Source organism: Pseudomonas sp. ASL8 (assembly GCF_056680355.1).
On the sequence record NZ_CM155278.1, the window covers coordinates 2,387,997 to 2,406,036 of the forward strand.

General features: G+C 57.8%; 22 protein-coding genes. 18 read left to right on the top strand and 4 right to left on the bottom strand.

What is annotated here, in order from left to right; genetic code table 11:
• The first annotated feature begins 68 nt into the window (after positions 1-68).
• The 4 genes from AC1MEA_RS10855 (at position 69) to bamJ (ending at position 2,312) form a co-directional block, all read left to right on the top strand.
• A complete protein-coding gene (locus AC1MEA_RS10855) occupies positions 69-398 on the top strand; it encodes a PA4575 family protein (RefSeq protein ID WP_219062609.1) in 330 nt (109 codons plus the stop codon).
• A gap of 209 nt (positions 399-607) precedes the next feature.
• Positions 608-1,096: a TIGR00645 family protein gene (locus AC1MEA_RS10860; RefSeq protein ID WP_219062608.1), complete on the top strand. Its 489-nt coding sequence runs from the start codon at positions 608-610 to the stop codon at positions 1,094-1,096.
• Positions 1,097-1,245: 149 nt separating this feature from the next.
• Entirely contained in the window at positions 1,246-1,551 is a 306-nt protein-coding gene (locus AC1MEA_RS10865; RefSeq protein WP_480917788.1) for a DUF6482 family protein, read from the top strand.
• A gap of 143 nt (positions 1,552-1,694) precedes the next feature.
• Complete coding sequence (gene bamJ / locus AC1MEA_RS10870) at positions 1,695-2,312, top strand: BamJ family beta-barrel-assembly machinery protein (RefSeq protein WP_219062606.1); 618 nt, start codon at positions 1,695-1,697, stop codon at positions 2,310-2,312.
• 89 nt (positions 2,313-2,401) lie between these two features.
• On the opposite strand, the gene AC1MEA_RS10875 is transcribed toward bamJ, so the two are convergent.
• A complete protein-coding gene (locus AC1MEA_RS10875; RefSeq protein ID WP_219062605.1) occupies positions 2,402-2,644 on the bottom strand; it encodes a PA4570 family protein in 243 nt (80 codons plus the stop codon).
• 202 nt (positions 2,645-2,846) lie between these two features.
• Entirely contained in the window at positions 2,847-3,815 is a 969-nt protein-coding gene (locus tag AC1MEA_RS10880; protein ID WP_219062604.1) for a polyprenyl synthetase family protein, read from the bottom strand.
• Positions 3,816-4,054: 239 nt separating this feature from the next.
• On the opposite strand from AC1MEA_RS10880, the gene rplU reads away from it, so the two are divergent.
• The 5 genes from rplU (at position 4,055) to AC1MEA_RS10905 (ending at position 7,839) form a co-directional block, all read left to right on the top strand.
• On the top strand, positions 4,055-4,366 hold the full coding sequence (gene rplU, locus AC1MEA_RS10885) for a 50S ribosomal protein L21 (RefSeq protein WP_219062603.1): 312 nt from the start codon (positions 4,055-4,057) through the stop codon (positions 4,364-4,366).
• Positions 4,367-4,400: 34 nt separating this feature from the next.
• A complete protein-coding gene (rpmA, locus tag AC1MEA_RS10890) occupies positions 4,401-4,685 on the top strand; it encodes a 50S ribosomal protein L27 (protein WP_297836646.1) in 285 nt (94 codons plus the stop codon).
• Between the two features lie 208 nt (positions 4,686-4,893).
• Positions 4,894-6,117, top strand: coding sequence for an Obg family GTPase CgtA (gene cgtA, locus AC1MEA_RS10895; RefSeq protein ID WP_480917791.1), 1,224 nt, complete (start codon positions 4,894-4,896; stop codon positions 6,115-6,117).
• Between the two features lie 93 nt (positions 6,118-6,210).
• Positions 6,211-7,329: a glutamate 5-kinase gene (gene proB / locus AC1MEA_RS10900; protein WP_219062806.1), complete on the top strand. Its 1,119-nt coding sequence runs from the start codon at positions 6,211-6,213 to the stop codon at positions 7,327-7,329.
• A gap of 42 nt (positions 7,330-7,371) precedes the next feature.
• Positions 7,372-7,839, top strand: a complete 468-nt coding sequence (locus AC1MEA_RS10905) for a CreA family protein (RefSeq protein WP_219062600.1) — start codon at positions 7,372-7,374, stop codon at positions 7,837-7,839.
• Positions 7,840-8,157: 318 nt separating this feature from the next.
• Here the strand turns inward: AC1MEA_RS10905 and rpsT are convergent, their stop codons facing one another.
• Positions 8,158-8,436, bottom strand: a complete 279-nt coding sequence (gene rpsT, locus AC1MEA_RS10910; RefSeq protein ID WP_219062599.1) for a 30S ribosomal protein S20 — start codon at positions 8,434-8,436, stop codon at positions 8,158-8,160.
• Positions 8,437-8,685: 249 nt separating this feature from the next.
• Here rpsT and murJ point away from each other — a divergent pair, with 249 nt between their 5' ends.
• The 6 genes from murJ (at position 8,686) to ispH (ending at position 16,136) form a co-directional block, all read left to right on the top strand.
• Positions 8,686-10,224 carry a murein biosynthesis integral membrane protein MurJ gene (murJ, locus tag AC1MEA_RS10915; protein WP_219062598.1) on the top strand — a complete coding sequence of 513 codons (1,539 nt, stop codon included), beginning with the start codon at positions 8,686-8,688 and terminating at the stop codon, positions 10,222-10,224.
• Positions 10,225-10,356: 132 nt separating this feature from the next.
• Positions 10,357-11,283: a bifunctional riboflavin kinase/FAD synthetase gene (gene ribF / locus AC1MEA_RS10920; RefSeq protein WP_449635455.1), complete on the top strand. Its 927-nt coding sequence runs from the start codon at positions 10,357-10,359 to the stop codon at positions 11,281-11,283.
• 35 nt (positions 11,284-11,318) lie between these two features.
• The gene (gene ileS / locus AC1MEA_RS10925) at positions 11,319-14,150 is read left to right on the top strand and encodes an isoleucine--tRNA ligase (protein WP_480917794.1); all 2,832 of its coding nucleotides are present in this window, start codon (positions 11,319-11,321) and stop codon (positions 14,148-14,150) included.
• Positions 14,143-14,661: a signal peptidase II gene (gene lspA, locus AC1MEA_RS10930; RefSeq protein WP_480917796.1), complete on the top strand. Its 519-nt coding sequence runs from the start codon at positions 14,143-14,145 to the stop codon at positions 14,659-14,661. The genes ileS and lspA overlap by 8 nt, the downstream gene beginning before the upstream one ends.
• Entirely contained in the window at positions 14,654-15,106 is a 453-nt protein-coding gene (locus AC1MEA_RS10935; RefSeq protein WP_219062594.1) for an FKBP-type peptidyl-prolyl cis-trans isomerase, read from the top strand. The genes lspA and AC1MEA_RS10935 overlap by 8 nt, the downstream gene beginning before the upstream one ends.
• A gap of 82 nt (positions 15,107-15,188) precedes the next feature.
• The gene (ispH, locus tag AC1MEA_RS10940) at positions 15,189-16,136 is read left to right on the top strand and encodes a 4-hydroxy-3-methylbut-2-enyl diphosphate reductase (protein ID WP_219062593.1); all 948 of its coding nucleotides are present in this window, start codon (positions 15,189-15,191) and stop codon (positions 16,134-16,136) included.
• Positions 16,137-16,139: 3 nt separating this feature from the next.
• On the opposite strand, the gene AC1MEA_RS10945 is transcribed toward ispH, so the two are convergent.
• Entirely contained in the window at positions 16,140-16,661 is a 522-nt protein-coding gene (locus AC1MEA_RS10945; RefSeq protein WP_480917798.1) for a GspH/FimT family pseudopilin, read from the bottom strand.
• A gap of 55 nt (positions 16,662-16,716) precedes the next feature.
• Between AC1MEA_RS10945 and AC1MEA_RS10950 the strand changes: the two genes are divergently transcribed.
• The 3 genes from AC1MEA_RS10950 to AC1MEA_RS10960 all read left to right on the top strand — a co-directional run bounded on the left by AC1MEA_RS10950 (position 16,717) and on the right by AC1MEA_RS10960 (position 18,040).
• Positions 16,717-16,776: a prepilin-type N-terminal cleavage/methylation domain-containing protein gene (locus AC1MEA_RS10950; protein WP_480918125.1), complete on the top strand. Its 60-nt coding sequence runs from the start codon at positions 16,717-16,719 to the stop codon at positions 16,774-16,776.
• A 101-nt stretch (positions 16,777-16,877) separates the two neighbouring features.
• Complete coding sequence (gene pilV / locus AC1MEA_RS10955) at positions 16,878-17,339, top strand: type IV pilus modification protein PilV (protein WP_480917800.1); 462 nt, start codon at positions 16,878-16,880, stop codon at positions 17,337-17,339.
• Positions 17,336-18,040 carry a PilW family protein gene (locus tag AC1MEA_RS10960; protein WP_480917802.1) on the top strand — a complete coding sequence of 235 codons (705 nt, stop codon included), beginning with the start codon at positions 17,336-17,338 and terminating at the stop codon, positions 18,038-18,040. Before pilV ends, AC1MEA_RS10960 begins: the two co-directional genes overlap by 4 nt.

Below are 18,040 nucleotides of genomic sequence, written 5' to 3' on the forward strand. Positions count from 1 at the left end.
TCAAAAGGACTGACGCGCTCCTTCCTGCGGTTTGAGGGGCGAACACTGTATCTATCGAGGAGCTCGCCATGTCGCGCAGCCTCTGTCTTACCCGCCAATGTCTGGGTCTGGTCACCCGTATCGAATGTGTGATTCGCCCGCTCTCAGGAGATAACGGTATGTGGACGTTACTGTTCGCCGCCGGCATGTCAGACGAGCAACCCTCCGCACTCAAGGCTCAAGGGCCTTTCCATGGGCCACTGGCTGCTGAAACGGTATTGATGGCCATCGCCGAAAGCCTGACGCTGCATGGTTATCAGGTGGCCGAAGACGTCCCCATTTGGCAGGTGCACCTGCAAGGCGAGTTGCGTCGCATAAACGGAGAAGGCTCGCGTTGTCAGCGAATGTCCCCGTTTTGAGTGCGCGGCGCTGACGAGGTTTGTTACTCGTTCTCGTCGGGGGCTGTTGTTTTTAATGCGTGTCAGGGAGCGCCCTTGGGCGCTCTCTGCTTTTACATGTTTGGTTACAGTTTTGTTCGCGCGGACCTTTCCTACAGTGGCTATCAACCATTTCGCACAAGCGGCCACTGATATACTCGCGACGATTTTTTAACCACTTGTGAGTATTAATGGAACGCTTTTTCGAGAATGCGATGTACGCCTCGCGCTGGTTGCTGGCGCCGATCTACTTTGGTTTGTCCTTGGGTTTGCTGGCCTTGGCGCTGAAGTTTTTCCAGGAAGTCTTTCACGTTATTCCCAATGTTTTCTCCCTCGCTGAATCCGATCTCATCCTGGTTCTGCTGTCCTTGATCGACATGGCGCTGGTCGGCGGCTTGTTAGTCATGGTGATGATTTCCGGCTACGAAAACTTTGTCTCGCAACTGGACATCGCTGAGGACAAAGAAAAGCTCAGCTGGCTGGGCAAGATGGACTCCACCTCGCTGAAAATGAAAGTTGCGGCGTCGATCGTGGCCATTTCCTCGATCCACCTGCTGCGAGTGTTCATGGATGCGAAGAACATCGAGCCGCAATACCTCATGTGGTACGTGATCATTCACATGACGTTCGTTATTTCGGCTTTCGCCATGGGCTACCTGGACAAGCTGACCAAGCACTAAGCGCTTTGACCACCGACCATCAGCCGCCCGGCCATTACGCTCTTCGGAGAGGAAATGGACGGGCGGTGCCGTTTCCAGGTTGTGATTTCGCCGTCCTGTACAAGACTTATACTTCCGACTCATCGGTACAGCTGTGACAGGACCTTCTCATGAATCTCCAGGAACTGACCGCTTTTGCCCATGCAGGGCTTGTGGATGAATTGAATCTGATCTCTATGGAAGGGGGTATCTATTTGCTGGAGGCCCGCGTACGTGGCGTGGCGTACCCGCTCAATGACCTGAACGGCAAAACCCTGCACTTGCGCTCCGTGGAGCACGCGCGGGATCTGCTGCACGCCTTGCCAAAGGTGCCGTTCAATCTGGTGCATGCCGTGGTTCACGACGAAATGTGCGGTCTGCACACTGTCGACGAACAACCCCTGAGTGTGCCGATCGCCTTCCACTCTGCGTGGTGATACCTGCGGGTAGGGAGCGCTTGCTCATCTGTGCTAGGCTGCTTGCCCTTTTGGTTCGGGGCGTCTTCAGGCGAGCCGTGGATTAGCCGCTCAGCGTGCCCACGTCCGGCCTTTTCCAGGCGCCCCCTCAGCGGAGCAGTGTTATGTCCGAAGTTAACTTGTCCACCGACGAAACCCGCGTCAGCTACGGTATTGGCCGTCAGTTGGGTGACCAGCTGCGTGATAACCCGCCACCGGGCATCAGCCTGGACGCGATCCTGGCTGGCCTGAATGACGCCTTCCACGGCAAAGAAAGCCGTGTAGGTCAGGACGAAATGTCTGCCAGCTTCAAAGTCATCCGCGAAATCATGCAGGCAGAAGCAGCGGCCAAGGCTGAACAAGCCGCGGGTGCTGGCCTGGCTTACCTGGCTGAGAATGCCAAGCGTGAAGGCGTTACAACCTTGGCCTCGGGCCTGCAATTCGAAATCCTGAACGCCGGTGAAGGCGCCAAGCCATCGCGCGAAGATCAGGTTCGTACTCACTACCACGGCACGCTGATCGACGGCACTGTGTTCGACAGCTCTTACGATCGTGGCGAGCCTGCTGAATTCCCGGTCGGTGGCGTGATTGCCGGCTGGACTGAAGCCTTGCAACTGATGAACGCCGGCAGCAAATGGCGTCTGCACGTTCCGAGCGAACTGGCTTACGGCGCACAAGGCGTCGGCGGCATTCCTCCGCACAGCGTTCTGGTATTTGACGTCGAGCTGCTGGACGTTCTGTAATCGTAGCGTTGTAAGCAGATGATGGCTGAACGGATCGTCCTGGTCCGTTCAACCATGACAGGCAGGCAGGGTGTGCTCAGCGCGCATGTTCAGTGCAGCTCACCGGCAGGGCGTAGCGCCCGCGCATAGCAAAATAAAAACAGGTTTCGCACCATCTCCTTCAGCACGCCGGGTTCGCTCGAACTCAGCCCCGTAACGTCCAGATCTCCCTGATCACGCAATTCGTCCAGCGCCTCCTCTTCCAGTACCGCACAAACTTCCCCCGTTTCACGATGGAGGATTCGCAGGTAAGGGTGTGGGCGGTCCAGCCATGCATCAATCACATAAGTCATGTCTCATCTCCTTTCGGGTTTAGATGAGAATAATTCTTATTCAGATAATAGCAAGGGACTATTGGATATTTGTTTGGAGGGGTGTCAGCGAGGTCGCTTTCACAGACACGTCAGCTCCCGCACATGATCTGTGCCGGGTGCACCTATCGCGGTGTACGCGATTCTGGAGCTGACGTGTCTGCAAATGAGCTGATGCTGTGTGTCAGTGGGTACGCGCGACCGCAAACTCACTCAGTTCAACCAGCGCATCGCGGTATTCGCTCGCTGGCAGCACATCAAGGCAGGCAATGGCCTTGGCGACGTAATCACGGGCCAGTTGCGCGGTGTAATCCAGGGCGCCCGCGTTTTCGACGGCTTCTCGAATGCTTTCCAGGTCCTCGAGACCACCTTTCTGGATAGCCTGACGCACCAGTGCAGCCTGTTCTGGCGTGCCTTCGCGCATGGTGTAGATCAGCGGAAGGGTTGGTTTGCCTTCTGCCAGGTCATCACCCACATTTTTGCCCAGGGTTTCGGCATCGCCGCGATAATCCAGCAGATCGTCGACCAACTGGAAGGCCACGCCCAGGTGATCGCCGAACGTGCGCAGGGCTTCACTTTGCTCGTGGGTGGCGCCGCACAAGGCTGCAGCGCTGTGAGTCGAGGCTTCGAACAGCATGGCTGTCTTGCCGCGAATCACTTCCATGTAGGTTTCTTCCGTGGTGCTGGCGTCGCGAATTTTCGACAGCTGCAGCACTTCGCCTTCTGCGATGACGCGCGTGGCCTTGGAGAGGATTTTCATCACGGGCATAGAGCCCAGTTCAACCATCATCTCGAAAGAGCGCGAGTACAGAAAGTCACCGACCAATACGCTGGGCGCGTTGCCCCACAAGGCGTTGGCAGTGGAGCGGCCACGGCGCATGCCGGACATGTCGACCACGTCGTCGTGCAGCAGGGTGGCGGTGTGCAGGAACTCGATGGTAGCCGCCAGCAGACGCAGGTCATCGCCTTCGCGACCCAGCGCTTTACCGCACAACAGTACCAATAGAGGACGCAGGCGTTTACCACCGGCCGAGGTAATGTAGTCGCCGATTTTCGACACCAACGGCACGCGTGACGCCAGCTGCTTTTTGATAATGACGTCAACGGCACTAAAGTCGTCCGCCACCGCGCGGTAGAAAGCTTGGGGTTGCATCAGCGACAGGCGCTCCAAAAGGGTTGCGCGGCATGCTAGGTCTAGGGCCTTACCCTGTCAAGGTATGCTGATTAGGCACTTGCATCGCTTTTGCGCCTTGCGTACAATCGCGCACCCTAACTTTCCTGGGCAGCACCTGCCTTACGCAATTGCAACGGGCCGTTCCAGCCCAATGCAGCCATGCCAGCCAATACTCTACTTATAAAGAGCTGGGTGAGCAGGATTAACGGAGAAATACCATGTACGCAGTAATTGTTACCGGTGGCAAGCAGTACAAAGTCGCCCCGGGCGAATACCTGAAGATCGAAAAGCTGGAAATCGCTACCGGCGAATCCGTGACTTTTGATCGTGTTCTGTTGATCGGCAACGGCGACGACGTCAGCATCGGCGCTCCAGTCGTTCCTGGCGCCACTGTAGTCGCTGAGGTGATCTCCCAAGGTCGCCACGATAAGATCCGCATCATCAAGTTCCGTCGTCGTAAGCACCACATGAAGCGTATGGGCCACCGCCAGTGGTACACCGAGATCAAAATCACCGGTATTCAGGCTTAATTCAGCCTAATCCTCTATTTGGAGTATTGAACTCATGGCACACAAAAAAGCTGGTGGTAGTACCCGTAACGGTCGCGACTCAGAAGCCAAGCGTCTTGGCGTCAAGATGTATGGCGGCCAGGCAATCATTCCGGGCAACATCATCGTGCGTCAGCGCGGCACCCAATTCCACGCTGGCTACGGCGTTGGCATGGGCAAAGATCACACCCTGTTCGCGAAAGTGGAAGGCGTGATCAAGTTCCAGGTTAAAGGCGCCTTCGGTCGTCGTTACGTAAGCATCGTTCCGAAGACTGCAGCTGCAGTAGTCGTCGCGGCATAATTACGTAGTTGCTGGAAAAGCCCTGTCTTGCGACGGGGCTTTTTTGTTTGTAGATGTAGGTGAGTCTCTCGCAAAACTGTTTGTGCGGGCTGTTGTGATGTGGACCCTTGGGGTCGCTGGTTTCTGATCGGTATCGCAACGCTCATTTTTGCAAGAGTCTTATGTCTTTGTGTTTTTCAGCTCGTCCCTGTGGCGGGAGGCGTGCGTTATGAAATTTGTAGATGAAGTTTCGATTCGAGTAAAAGCAGGTGATGGTGGCAACGGTTGCATGAGCTTCCGTCGGGAAAAGTTCATCGAAAACGGCGGCCCTAACGGCGGTGATGGCGGTGATGGCGGCTCGATCTACATGATCGCCGACGAAAACCTGAACACCCTGGTCGACTACCGTTACACCCGGCACTTCGATGCTGAGCGCGGTTCCAACGGCGGTAGCGCAGACTGCACCGGTAAGAAAGGCGAAGAGATGGTGCTGCGTGTGCCGGTCGGCACCACGGTGATCGATGCTGCGACCCAGGAAATCATTGGTGACCTGACCAAGGCCGGTCAGCGCTTGCTGGTGGCCAGCGGTGGCTGGCACGGCCTGGGCAACACCCGCTTCAAATCCAGCACCAACCGTGCGCCACGTCAGACCACGCCGGGCAAGTTCGGCGATCAGCGTGACCTCAAACTGGAATTGAAAGTGCTGGCGGACGTCGGTCTGCTGGGCTTGCCAAACGCGGGCAAAAGTACCTTTATCCGTTCTGTGTCCGCGGCCAAGCCGAAAGTGGCGGATTATCCGTTCACTACGTTGATTCCGAACCTGGGTGTGGTCAGCGTCGATCGCTGGAAGAGCTTCGTGGTAGCCGATATTCCAGGCTTGATCGAAGGTGCTTCCGACGGTGCTGGCCTGGGGATTCGCTTCCTCAAGCACTTGGCGCGTACGCGTTTGCTGTTGCACCTCGTCGACATGGCGCCGCTGGATGACACCAGCGCACCGGACGCGGCTGAAGTCATCGTCAACGAGCTGATCAAGTTCAGCCCGTCACTGGCTGAGCGTGATCGCTGGCTGGTACTCAACAAGTGCGACCAGATCCTCGAAGAAGAGCACGAAGAGCGGGTCAAGGAAATTGTGGATCGTTTGGAGTGGGCCGGTCCGGTCTACGTCATTTCCGCGATCTCCAAGCAGGGCACCGAGCAGCTTAGCCGCGACATCATGCGTTACCTCGAAGAGCGTAACCTGCGTATCGCTGAAGATCCGGCGTTCGCCCGTGAACTGGCCGAGCTGGATCAGAACATCGAAGACGAGGCGCGTGCGCAGCTGCAAGCGCTGGACGATCAGCGTGCTCTGCGCCGCAGCGGCGTGAAGAGCGTGCATGATGCCGAAGAAGATGTTTGGGGCGATGATGAAGAGGACGATGAAGATGGTCCGGAAATCATTTACGTCCGTGACTGATCGGGTGCAGTAAACTAAACGCCGCTTTGATAGCGGCGTTTTAGTATCTAGGATTTGTATTAACCAAAATTCTCTGGCTAAGGTTGGAAGATGATGCGCAGCAAAGTGACGGGTGCCCAGCGCTGGGTCGTGAAAATCGGCAGTGCCTTGCTGACCGCTGATGGCAAGGGTCTGGATCGGGCGGCAATGGGTGTCTGGGTCGAGCAAATGGTGGCGTTGCACGAGGCGGGCGTCGAACTGGTACTGGTTTCTTCCGGGGCTGTCGCTGCCGGCATGAGTCGTTTGGGCTGGACAGCTCGACCCACTGCCATGCACGAGTTGCAAGCCGCTGCTGCGATTGGCCAGATGGGCCTGGTGCAGGCGTGGGAGTCGAGTTTCGCCGAGCATGGTCGCCATACCGCGCAGATCCTATTGACTCACGACGACCTGTCCGACCGTAAACGCTATCTGAATGCACGCAGCACGTTGCGCACCTTGGTCGAGCTGGGCGTGGTCCCGGTGATCAACGAAAACGACACCGTGGTCACTGACGAGATCCGTTTCGGTGACAACGACACGCTGGCGGCGCTCGTGGCGAACCTGGTTGAAGCTGATCTGTTGGTGATCCTCACTGATCGCGACGGCATGTTCGATGCTGATCCGCGCAACAATCCTGATGCGAAACTGATTCACGAAGCGCGTGCCGATGATCCGGCGCTGGACGCTGTCGCGGGCAGTACCGGCGGCGCACTGGGTCGTGGTGGCATGCAGACCAAGCTGCGTGCGGCGCGTCTGGCTGCACGTTCCGGGGCGCACACCGTTATCGTTGGTGGGCGTATCGAGCGTGTGCTGGCGCGACTTAAAGCTGGCGAGCGACTGGGCACGCTGCTGTCACCTGAGCGGGAAATGCTGGCGGCGCGTAAGCAGTGGTTGGCTGGGCATCTGCAAACGCGCGGCACCCTGGTGCTTGATGCGGGTGCGGTGGTCGCTTTGGCGCAAGGCAACAAAAGCTTGCTGCCGGTGGGCGTCAAGCTGGTGCAAGGCAGCTTCCGTCGCGGCGAAATGGTGGTGTGCGTCGCGCCGGATGGTCGTGAGGTTGCTCGGGGCTTGAGCAACTACAGTGCGCTAGAGGCTCAAAAAATCATAGGCCAGTCATCCGAGGCCATCGTCCGTGTATTGGGCTATATGGCTGAGCCGGAGTTGGTGCATCGGGATAATCTGATTCTGGTGTGAGCGGTTGCGACCCGGCCCCCTATTAAGAAGCAGGAAGGTGTGATGCGAGTAATAAAAGGCGTGTTGGGCGTGCTGTTGGCGCTGCCCTTGCTGGCTTCGGCCGAAGAAATCGGTCAGGTGTCGACGGTGTTCAAGTTTGTCGGGCCCAATGATCGAATCGTGGTCGAGGCATTCGACGATCCGAAAGTCGAGGGTGTGACGTGCTACCTGTCCCGCGCCAAGACCGGTGGGTTGAAAGGTGGTCTGGGTCTGGCAGAGGATCGCGCCGAAGCCTCCATTGCGTGCCGGCAGGTGGGGGCGATTCGCTTCCAGGAGCCGTTGAGGGATGGCGAAGAGGTTTTCAAAGAGCGCACCTCGCTGGTTTTCAAAACCATGCAGGTCGTTCGCTTCTTCGACAAAAAGCGCAATACGTTGGTGTATTTGGTCTACAGCGACCGAATCATCGAAGGCAGCCCGCAGAATGCGGTGACAGCTATTCCGATCCTGCCGTGGACACACAGCGCGCCTTGAGGGTGAAATGATCCTGTAGGAGCGCGCTTGCCCGCGATCGGCTGCGTAGCAGTCGCAAAATCAGCGAGTTCGATTTTGACAGTAGAGCGGTGCTCGGCATTTTTGGGGCCGCTTCGCGCTCCTGTAGAGGATCGGTGATTGGCTGAAAATTCAATAATATATATTCTTTATTTTCAATCAGTTACATCTAGTTTGATGGGCGCAAGCTTGCAACTATGCGTCCCGCTGCGAATCAGGCGATTCGATGTTTCAGATAAGCCTCAAATCGCAGACAATAAAAAACCGACCCTGAGGTCGGTTTTTTAACAAGCTTATCGCTTACGCAGCTACAGCAAGGTTCAGAGCCTTGACGTGGCCGTTCAGGCGACTCTTATGACGAGCAGCTTTGTTCTTGTGGATGATGCCTTTATCGGCCATACGGTCGATGATTGGCACAGCCAGAACATAAGCAGCTTGCGCTTTTTCAGCGTCTTTTGCGTCAATGGCCTTAACTACATTCTTGATGTAGGTACGAACCATGGAACGCATGCTGGCGTTGTGGCTGCGACGCTTCTCAGCCTGTTTTGCACGTTTTTTGGCGGAAGGTGTGTTGGCCACCGTCGAGCTCCTCGAAAGACTTGTGAAATAGCAAACAAATAAGGCCGCGAATCATGCCGACGAGTTGATGTCTTGTCAAGGGCAGATGATGCGCTCCGCTGAGTGGTACTGGTATATCGCCGGGTTATTTATTTCCAGCGTACGACCTGTAAACTCGCGGACTTTGGCTCTGTGCTGCTGCGGCGCGGAGTATCGCATAAACGGGCAGCTTAAGGGCCCGTCCTTTAGCCAAGGCGCACAACTCTTTCAATGAACCTACTTCGATCATTAGCCGCCGTCAGCTCTATTACGATGCTTTCCCGCGTATTGGGCTTTGTGCGGGACACGATTATTGCGCGTGCTTTTGGTGCTGGAATGGCGACGGATGCCTTTTTTATCGCCTTCAAGCTGCCCAACCTGTTGCGCCGGATCTTCGCCGAAGGCGCTTTCTCTCAAGCCTTCGTGCCGATTCTGGCCGAATATAAAAGCCAGCGGGGCGAGGAGGCGGCGCGCACGCTGATTGCCTACGTCAGCGGCTTGCTGACCTTGGTGCTGGCGCTGGTCACGCTGCTGGGGATCGTCGCGGCACCCTGGGTGATCTGGGTAACCGCCCCCGGTTTTGCCGATACGCCGGAAAAGTTCGCGCTCACCACCGATCTGTTGCGAGTGACCTTTCCTTATATATTGCTCATCTCCCTGTCATCGCTCGCAGGGGCGATCCTCAATACATGGAACCGCTTTGCAGTGCCGGCCTTCGTTCCGACCCTGCTTAACGTCGCCATGATCGGGTTTGCGCTGTTCCTGACGCCGTATTTCGATCCGCCGGTCATGGTGTTGGGGTGGGCAGTGCTGGCCGGTGGGCTCCTGCAATTGCTGTATCAGCTGCCACACCTGAAAAAAATCGGCATGTTGGTCCTGCCGCGTCTGAACCTGCACGACAGCGGTGTCTGGCGTGTCATGAAACAGATGCTGCCGGCGATTCTGGGTGTTTCCGTCAGTCAGATATCCCTGATCATCAACACGATTTTTGCCTCGTTTCTGGTTGCCGGCTCTGTGTCCTGGATGTACTACGCCGACCGCCTGATGGAGTTGCCTTCCGGCGTCCTCGGCGTGGCGTTGGGCACCATCCTGCTGCCGGTTCTGTCGAAAACCTACGCCAGCAAAGACCGTCAAGAGTATTCGCGGATACTCGATTGGGGTCTGCGTCTGTGCTTCGTGCTGGTCTTGCCGTGTACCTTGGCGCTGGGGATTCTGGCCGAGCCGCTCACGGTTTCGCTGTTTCAGTACGGCAAATTCGATGCTCTGGATGCCGCCATGACTCAGCGTGCATTGATCGCCTATTCGGTGGGGCTGCTGGGCATCATTGTGATCAAGGTCCTGGCGCCGGGGTTTTATGCGCAACAAAATATTCGCACCCCGGTGAAAATCGCGATCTTCACGCTTATCGTCACTCAGTTGCTCAACCTCGCGTTCATTGGCCCGCTGCAGCACGCCGGGCTGGCACTGGCAATCAGCGTGGGCGCCTGCATCAATGCCGGGCTGTTGTTTTGGCAGTTGCGCAAGCAGGAACTGTTTCAGCCGCAGCCAGGCTGGACGAAATTTCTATTCAAGCTGGTCGTCGCGGTGTTGTTGATGTCCGGCGTGTTGCTCGGCCTGATGCACGTCATGCCGGCGTGGGACGAGGGGCACATGCTTGAACGCCTTATTCGCCTTGGGGCGTTGGTGGCGGCGGGTGTCGCGGTCTATTTCGGCGCGTTGCTGTTGCTTGGCTTTCGCCTGAAGGACTTCGCTCGCAAGGCGATTATGTAAGGGGTTAGAGGAGGGGCAATCGTCGGTTTTTCGGGCTGAAGGCCGACTGCTTGCGTTTTGCCTCGGACTGTTGCCTGTCGTCCAGGGCTGTGTGTGGTTATAATCGGCCACTTTATGAGCAAGAAGCGTGTTATGCAGCTGGTTCGAGGCCTCCACAATCTGCGCCCCCAGCATCGGGGCTGTGTCGCCACTATTGGCAACTTTGACGGTGTTCACCGTGGCCACCAGGCTATTCTGGCGCGCCTGCGTGAGCGAGCGGTCGAGTTGGGCGTGCCCAGCTGCGTGGTGATTTTTGAACCGCAACCGCGTGAGTTTTTTGCACCCGACACCGCACCTGCGCGCCTGACACGTTTGCGTGACAAGCTCGAGTTATTGGCAGGTGAGGGCGTCGACCTGGTGTTATGCCTGGCCTTCAATCAGCGCCTGAGGAAGCTCAGTGCCGCCGAGTTCGTCGACACGATTCTGGTCGGCGGCCTGGGCGTACAGCATCTGGAAGTCGGCGACGACTTCCGTTTCGGGTGTGATCGGCTCGGCGATTTCGATTTTCTGCAGCAAGCGGGCGTGGCCCAAGGGTTCACCGTAGAAGCGGCGCAGACTGTTGAAATAGGCGGGGTTCGGGTCAGCAGCACCAAGGTTCGTGATGCCTTGGCTGCGGCGGATTTCGTCCTGGCCGAACGTTTGCTGGGTCGCCCGTTTCAGATTGCCGGACGGGTCTTGCATGGACAGAAACTGGCTCGGCAGTTGGGTACGCCCACCGCCAACGTACAGCTCAAACGTCGTCGAGTACCGTTGACCGGGGTTTATCTGGTCAGTACGGAAATTGATGGCAAAACATGGCCGGGTGTCGCCAATATTGGCGTGCGTCCGACCGTGTCAGGTGATGGCAGTGCCCACCTGGAAATACATATTCTGGATTTTACCGGTGATCTCTATGGCCGGCGTTTGACGGTGGCTTTCCACCAAAAGCTGCGTGATGAGCAGCGTTTCGCCTCTCTGGAGGCGCTGAAGACGGCGATCAATGCGGATGTCGCCGCCGCCCGTGCCCATTGGCGCCAGTAACATAAGTAGCGCTAATCGCTAATTAAGAGCCTTAAATGACCGACTATAAAGCCACGCTAAACCTTCCGGACACCGCCTTCCCAATGAAGGCCGGCCTGCCCCAGCGCGAGCCGCAAACTCTGCAGCGCTGGGACAGCATTGGCCTGTACCAGAAGCTGCGCGAAATTGGCAAGGATCGTCCAAAGTTCGTTCTGCACGACGGTCCTCCCTATGCCAACGGCAATATTCACATCGGTCACGCCGTAAACAAGATTCTCAAGGACATGATCATCCGCTCGAAAACCCTTTCGGGTTTCGACGCGCCTTATGTTCCGGGTTGGGACTGCCACGGTCTGCCAATCGAGCACAAAATCGAAGTCACCCACGGCAAAAACCTGACCGCCGACAAGACGCGTGAGCTGTGCCGTGCCTACGCTGCCGAGCAGATCGAAGGGCAAAAAGCCGAATTCATCCGGCTTGGCGTGCTGGGCGACTGGAGCAACCCTTACCGCACCATGGATTTTGCCAACGAAGCCGGGGAAATCCGCGCGCTGGCTGAAATGGTCAAGGGCGGTTTCGTGTTCAAGGGTTTGAAACCGGTCAACTGGTGTTTTGACTGTGGCTCGGCCCTGGCTGAAGCTGAAGTCGAATACGCCGACAAAAAATCCCCAACCATCGACGTGGCGTTCCCGATCGCTGATGAAGCGAAGCTGGCGGCGGCGTTCGGCCTGGCTGAACTGAGCAAACCGACCTCCGTCGTGATCTGGACCACTACACCGTGGACCATCCCGGCCAACCAGGCGCTGAACGTCCACCCTGAGTTCACCTACGCCCTGGTCGATGTCGGCGACAAACTGCTGCTGCTGGCCGAAGAGCTGGTCGAGTCCTGCCTTGCACGCTACAACCTGCAAGGTTCGGTGATCGCCACCGCTCAAGGCCAGGCGCTGGAACTGATCAACTTCCGTCACCCGTTCTACGATCGCCTGTCGCCGGTGTACTTGGCTGACTACGTCGAACTGAGCGCCGGTACCGGTGTGGTTCACTGCTCGCCCGCTTATGGCGTCGACGACTTTGTGATCAGCAAAAGTTACGGCCTGACCAACGACGACATCATCAGCCCGGTGCAGAGCAACGGTGTGTATGTTGACTCGCTGGAGTTTTTTGGTGGCCAGTTCATCTTCAAGGCCAACCAGAACATCGTCGACAAGCTGGCGGAAGTCGGCAGCCTGTTGCATACCGAAATCATCAGCCACAGCTACATGCACTGCTGGCGCCACAAGACGCCGCTGATCTACCGCGCCACCGCGCAGTGGTTCGTCGGCATGGACAAGCAGCCGGTCACGGGCGCCACCTTGCGTGAACGTGCCGTAAAGGCCATTGAAGAGACCGCGTTCATCCCGGCCTGGGGTCAGGCGCGTCTGCATTCGATGATCGCCAACCGCCCGGACTGGTGCATCTCGCGTCAACGTAACTGGGGCGTGCCGATCCCGTTCTTCCTGAACAAGGAAAGCGGCGAGCTGCACCCGCGTACCGTTGAGCTGATGGAAGAGGTTGCCCAGCGCGTCGAACAGGAAGGCATCGAAGCCTGGTTCAAAATGGACGCGTCCGAGCTGCTCGGTGACGAAGCATCGAAGTACGACAAGATCTCCGACACCCTGGACGTCTGGTTCGACTCCGGCACCACGCACTGGCACGTCCTGCGCGGCTCGCATCCGATGGGCCACGAAACCGGCCCGCGTGCTGACCTGTACCTGGAAGGTTCGGATCAACACCGTGGCTGGTTCCACTCGTCGCTGTTGACCGGTTGTGCCATCGACAACCACGCGCCGTACCGCGAATTGCTGACCCACGGTTTCGTCGTCGACGAGAACGGTCGCAAGATGTCCAAGTCGCTGAACAACGTCGTTGCGCCGCAGAAGGTCAATGACTCCCTGGGCGCCGATATCATGCGTCTGTGGGTGTCTGCCACCGACTACTCGGGCGAAATGGCGGTTTCCGACCAGATCCTGCAACGCAGCGCGGACGCCTACCGGCGCATCCGTAACACTGCGCGCTTCCTGCTTTCCAACCTGACCGGCTTCAACCCGGCCACCGACATCCTGCCGGCCGAAGAAATGCTGGCGCTGGATCGTTGGGCGGTTGACCGTGCCGCGCTGCTGCAACGCGAGCTGCAAGAGCATTACGGCGAATACCGGTTCTGGAACGTTTACTCCAAGGTGCACAACTTCTGCGTGCAGGAGCTGGGCGGTTTCTACCTCGACATCATCAAGGATCGCCAATACACCACGGCGGCCGACAGCACCGCGCGTCGCTCTTGCCAGACCGCGCTGTTCCACATCTCCGAAGCGCTGGTGCGCTGGATCGCTCCGATCCTGGCCTTCACCGCCGACGAGCTGTGGCAGTACCTGCCGGGCGAGCGCAACGAATCGGTGATGCTCAACACCTGGTACGAAGGCCTCAGCGAATTGCCGGAAGGCTTCGAGCTGGACCGCGCTTACTGGGAGCGGATCATGGCGGTCAAAGTCGCGGTCAACAAAGAGATGGAAAACCTGCGTGCAGCCAAAGCGATTGGTGGCAACCTGCAGGCTGAAGTCACCTTGTATGCTGAAGACTCGCTGGTCGCCGACCTGTCGAAGCTGAGCAACGAATTGCGCTTCGTGCTGATCACCTCCACGGCTACTGTTGCGCCTCTGCTCGATGCGCCGGCCGATGCCGTCGTCACCGAAGTCAGCGGTCTGAAGCTCAAAGTGGTCAAGTCCGGGCACGCGAAATGCGCCCGTTGCTGGCATCACCGCGAAGATGTGGGTGTCGATCCGGAGCACCCGGAAATCTGCGGTCGTTGTGTAGACAACATCAGCGGCAAGGGCGAGGTGCGTCACTATGCCTAATGCGGGCACGGCGAGCCGTATCGGCCGTCTGAGCTGGCTCTGGTTGAGCGTGCTGGTACTGGTCATTGACCAGGCCAGCAAGTTCTATTTCGAGCATGGGCTGACCTTGTATCAGCAAATTGTCGTGATACCGGATTACTTCAGCTGGACCCTGGCCTACAACACCGGCGCTGCGTTCAGCTTCCTCGCTGACAGCTCCGGCTGGCAGCGTTGGTTGTTCGCGTTGATCGCGGTGGTGGTCAGCTCGGTGCTGGTGGTCTGGCTCAAACGCCTGGGCCCGGGCGAAACCTGGTTGGCCATGGCGCTGGCGCTGGTATTGGGGGGCGCCCTTGGCAACCTCTATGACCGCATTGTGTTGGGTCATGTGATCGATTTCATTCTGGTGCATTGGCAGAACCGCTGGTATTTCCCGGCGTTCAACGTTGCCGATAGCGCGATTACCGTCGGCGCGATCATGTTGGCGCTGGATATGTTCAAAAGTAAAAAGTCCGGAGAACCCGTTCATGACTGAGCAGTTATTGGTTGAGCAACGCATCGGCCAGAACACGGAAGTCACCTTGCATTTCGCCCTGCGCCTGGAGAACGGCGACACCGTCGACAGTACCTTCGACAAGGCGCCTGCGACCTTCAAGGTCGGCGACGGTAACCTGTTGCCGGGTTTCGAAATGGCATTGTTCGGCTTCAAGGCCGGCGACAAACGCACCGTCGAAGTGTTGCCGGAAAACGCTTTCGGTCAGCCTAACCCGCAAAACGTGCAGATCATCCCGCGTTCGCAGTTCCAGAACATGGAGCTGTCCGAAGGCCTGCTGGTGATCTTCAACGACGCGGCCAATACTGAGCTGCCGGGCGTGGTCAAAGCGTTCGACGATGCTCAAGTGACCATCGACTTCAATCACCCGTTGGCTGGCAAGACGCTGAGTTTCGAAGTGGAAATCTTCGAGGTCAAAGCGCTCTGATCTTCTAGAGCCCAACCTGTGCCCGGCTTCGGTCGGGCCGGTTGAACGTCCTGTTCTCCTGCGCGTAGACACGAGGCACCGCATGCAAATCAAACTCGCCAACCCACGTGGCTTCTGCGCGGGCGTTGACCGTGCGATCGAAATCGTCAACCGCGCACTTGAAGTGTTTGGCCCGCCGATTTACGTGCGCCATGAAGTGGTTCACAACAAATTCGTCGTCGAAGACCTGCGCGCACGTGGCGCGATCTTCGTCGAAGAGCTGGATCAGGTGCCGGATGACGTCATCGTGATTTTCAGTGCCCACGGCGTGTCCCAGGCCGTGCGCACCGAGGCCTCTGGTCGTGGCTTGAAAGTATTCGACGCCACGTGCCCGCTGGTAACCAAGGTGCACATCGAGGTTGCGCGCTACAGCCGTGACGGTCGCGAGTGCATCCTGATCGGCCATGCCGGACACCCGGAAGTCGAAGGCACCATGGGCCAATACGACGCCAGCAACGGCGGGGCGATTTACCTGGTCGAAGACGAAGATGATGTCGCCAACCTGCAAGTGCGCAACCCGGAAAGCCTGGCGTTCGTGACCCAGACGACGTTGTCCATGGACGACACCAGTCGCGTCATCGATGCCCTGCGCACGCGCTTCCCGAGCATTGGCGGCCCACGCAAGGACGACATCTGCTACGCCACGCAAAACCGCCAGGACGCGGTCAAGCAACTGGCAGACGAGTGCGACGTGGTGTTAGTGGTCGGCAGCCCGAACAGCTCCAACTCCAACCGTCTGCGCGAGCTGGCGGAACGCATGTCCACTCCGGCCTACCTGATCGATGGCGCGGAAGACCTGCAGCGCAGCTGGTTTGATGGCGTCGCGCGGATCGGCATCACCGCAGGCGCCTCGGCCCCGGAAGTGCTGGTGCGCGGCGTAATTCAGCAACTGCACGCCTGGGGTGCAACCGGCGCTGATGAGCTGGTTGGCCGTGAAGAGAACGTCACGTTCTCTATGCCCAAGGAACTGCGGGTGAAGTCGTTGCTTTGAGTGCTATACCGGGCGGCAAAGCTTGTTTTCGGTTTTGTTGCTTCTGAGACTGACCCGCCCGGTTTTCGACAGCGCCACCTGGTAGTAACTGGCAGATTGTTTCGGGTCACAAACGTGGAGCGTCCCGGCCAAAAAGCCGCCACTCGCATGCAGTGGCGCCCCCAGGCCGTTGAAGCGTACAAAACGCTTCACCGGGGTATTGCCGACAATCGGGACTTTCCCACTACTCGCCCGCTCCACCAGCACCGGATTACTCTCGTCTCCTGCACCCGCACCGTTGTGGTCGACAATAATCCGCCAGCCCAGACTCCAGTCATCGTCTATCGCATGGATCAACACCACCTGATTGCGCATGATCGCTTCGGTGCGTGCTGAACGTATTCCGCTGGCCAACTGCCGGGCTGCGTCATCACGACGCTGGGCTTCAATCAATTGGGTAAACCCCGGAACGGCAAACTGGGCGACAATCGCGATCAGCGTGATCCCTGTCAGTAGCTGGATGAGGCCAAAACCTGTTTGCTTCATGTGGGGCTTCCTTCCTGGAAATGGGGTGTCGAGCGGGTCGTCAAGAAGACACCCGATGCGCCATCGCTCCAAGGGCTTCAGCCTGATTGAATTGTTAGTCGCTGTGTCGGCATGAACGGAGCGGAATAGTTACAAATCAGATTGCTCGCGAGACCACGTACATCCCTTTCATCGGCTTCAATGGTCTGGACGGATTGGTCTGGATGGAGCCTGTTGATGCGTGATGGAAACAAACATTCCCAAGTCGGGATGACGTTGATCGAAGTACTGATCTCAGTGCTCATCCTCGCCATCGGTTTGCTCGGTGCAGCGGCTATGCAGCTCAATGCACTGAAGTACACCGACAGCGCCACCCTGAGCAGTCAGGCCAGTTTCATCGCCTACGACATGATGGATCGCATACGCGCCAACCCGGAGGGGGATTACACGCTGGCCTCCTTGGGTGATGCACCGACGGCTGGCAATCTCGCCGCGCCGCGCGATCAAGACCTCTTCGACTTCGCCACCCATGTCACCGACTTCGCGGGCCTGGACGCGGCTGCCGCCATTGCAGTGGCCACGCGCGCAGTCACGATAACCATCACCTGGAACGACTCCCGTGCCGTTAACGCACCGGGCAGTCTGCAGACATTTACCTTGAAGAGTCGCGTCGCAATCGACCCGCTGGTGGTCCGATGAACAACCTGTCCAAGGGCTTTGGGTTGATCGAAATCATGGTGGCGATGACATTGGGATTGGTCATTACGCTGGCCCTTATCCAAATACTCACCAGCGCCAAGAGCACCTATATCAGCCAGAACGCGTCAGCCAGCATGCAAGAGGATGCGCGATTCGTGCTGAGCAAAATGATTCAGGAACTCCGCATGGTTGGCATGTTCGGCTGCCTGGCGACGGTGAAGGACTCCAGTGCAACGGGCGATTTTATGGCCGCCCAACGTACGCCGATCCATTGGGACAGTAGTGCACAGAAATTGACACTGATGACAGCTGACGTCGGCATTGGGGGCGGTACACCGAGTTGGATTGTGCATTCTGACTGCGCGTCATTCGCCACCGCTTATTCCGGTCTAAATGCCCCGGGTTTGAAGGAAGGTGAGCTGGCGTTCCCGATCCGTAAGGTCGAATACACCTACCGCAGTCGCCGTCATGAGGTATTGCTTGGTCCTCTGGTACTGATCAATAACGTCAGTGCGTTCGATGTGCTTTTCGGTGTTGCCGCTACCGCCTCGGATACCGTCGTTTCACGGTATACCGCCAACCCTGAAGACCCTGCACTTATCCGAAGTATTCGGGTGTCCATGACGTTATCGGATTCGGCCAACAGGGTCAAAAGCCAGACATTCAGTGTCGTGGCAGCCCTGCGCAACCGGCTAGGGTAG

Bases quoted from the DNA above. Each gene is read 5' to 3' on its own strand.
- AC1MEA_RS10855 (WP_219062609.1), top strand. From the start codon at position 69: ATGTCGCGCAGCCTCTGTCTTACCCGCCAATGTCTGGGTCTGGTCACC.
- AC1MEA_RS10860 (WP_219062608.1), top strand. From the start codon at position 608: ATGGAACGCTTTTTCGAGAATGCGATGTACGCCTCGCGCTGGTTGCTG.
- AC1MEA_RS10865 (WP_480917788.1), top strand. From the start codon at position 1,246: ATGAATCTCCAGGAACTGACCGCTTTTGCCCATGCAGGGCTTGTGGAT.
- bamJ (WP_219062606.1), top strand. From the start codon at position 1,695: ATGTCCGAAGTTAACTTGTCCACCGACGAAACCCGCGTCAGCTACGGT.
- AC1MEA_RS10875 (WP_219062605.1), bottom strand. From the start codon at position 2,644: ATGACTTATGTGATTGATGCATGGCTGGACCGCCCACACCCTTACCTG.
- AC1MEA_RS10880 (WP_219062604.1), bottom strand. From the start codon at position 3,815: ATGCAACCCCAAGCTTTCTACCGCGCGGTGGCGGACGACTTTAGTGCC.
- rplU (WP_219062603.1), top strand. From the start codon at position 4,055: ATGTACGCAGTAATTGTTACCGGTGGCAAGCAGTACAAAGTCGCCCCG.
- rpmA (WP_297836646.1), top strand. From the start codon at position 4,401: ATGGCACACAAAAAAGCTGGTGGTAGTACCCGTAACGGTCGCGACTCA.
- cgtA (WP_480917791.1), top strand. From the start codon at position 4,894: ATGAAATTTGTAGATGAAGTTTCGATTCGAGTAAAAGCAGGTGATGGT.
- proB (WP_219062806.1), top strand. From the start codon at position 6,211: ATGCGCAGCAAAGTGACGGGTGCCCAGCGCTGGGTCGTGAAAATCGGC.
- AC1MEA_RS10905 (WP_219062600.1), top strand. From the start codon at position 7,372: ATGCGAGTAATAAAAGGCGTGTTGGGCGTGCTGTTGGCGCTGCCCTTG.
- murJ (WP_219062598.1), top strand. From the start codon at position 8,686: ATGAACCTACTTCGATCATTAGCCGCCGTCAGCTCTATTACGATGCTT.
- ribF (WP_449635455.1), top strand. From the start codon at position 10,357: ATGCAGCTGGTTCGAGGCCTCCACAATCTGCGCCCCCAGCATCGGGGC.
- ileS (WP_480917794.1), top strand. From the start codon at position 11,319: ATGACCGACTATAAAGCCACGCTAAACCTTCCGGACACCGCCTTCCCA.
- lspA (WP_480917796.1), top strand. From the start codon at position 14,143: ATGCCTAATGCGGGCACGGCGAGCCGTATCGGCCGTCTGAGCTGGCTC.
- AC1MEA_RS10935 (WP_219062594.1), top strand. From the start codon at position 14,654: ATGACTGAGCAGTTATTGGTTGAGCAACGCATCGGCCAGAACACGGAA.
- ispH (WP_219062593.1), top strand. From the start codon at position 15,189: ATGCAAATCAAACTCGCCAACCCACGTGGCTTCTGCGCGGGCGTTGAC.
- AC1MEA_RS10945 (WP_480917798.1), bottom strand. From the start codon at position 16,661: ATGAAGCAAACAGGTTTTGGCCTCATCCAGCTACTGACAGGGATCACG.
- pilV (WP_480917800.1), top strand. From the start codon at position 16,878: ATGCGTGATGGAAACAAACATTCCCAAGTCGGGATGACGTTGATCGAA.
- AC1MEA_RS10960 (WP_480917802.1), top strand. From the start codon at position 17,336: ATGAACAACCTGTCCAAGGGCTTTGGGTTGATCGAAATCATGGTGGCG.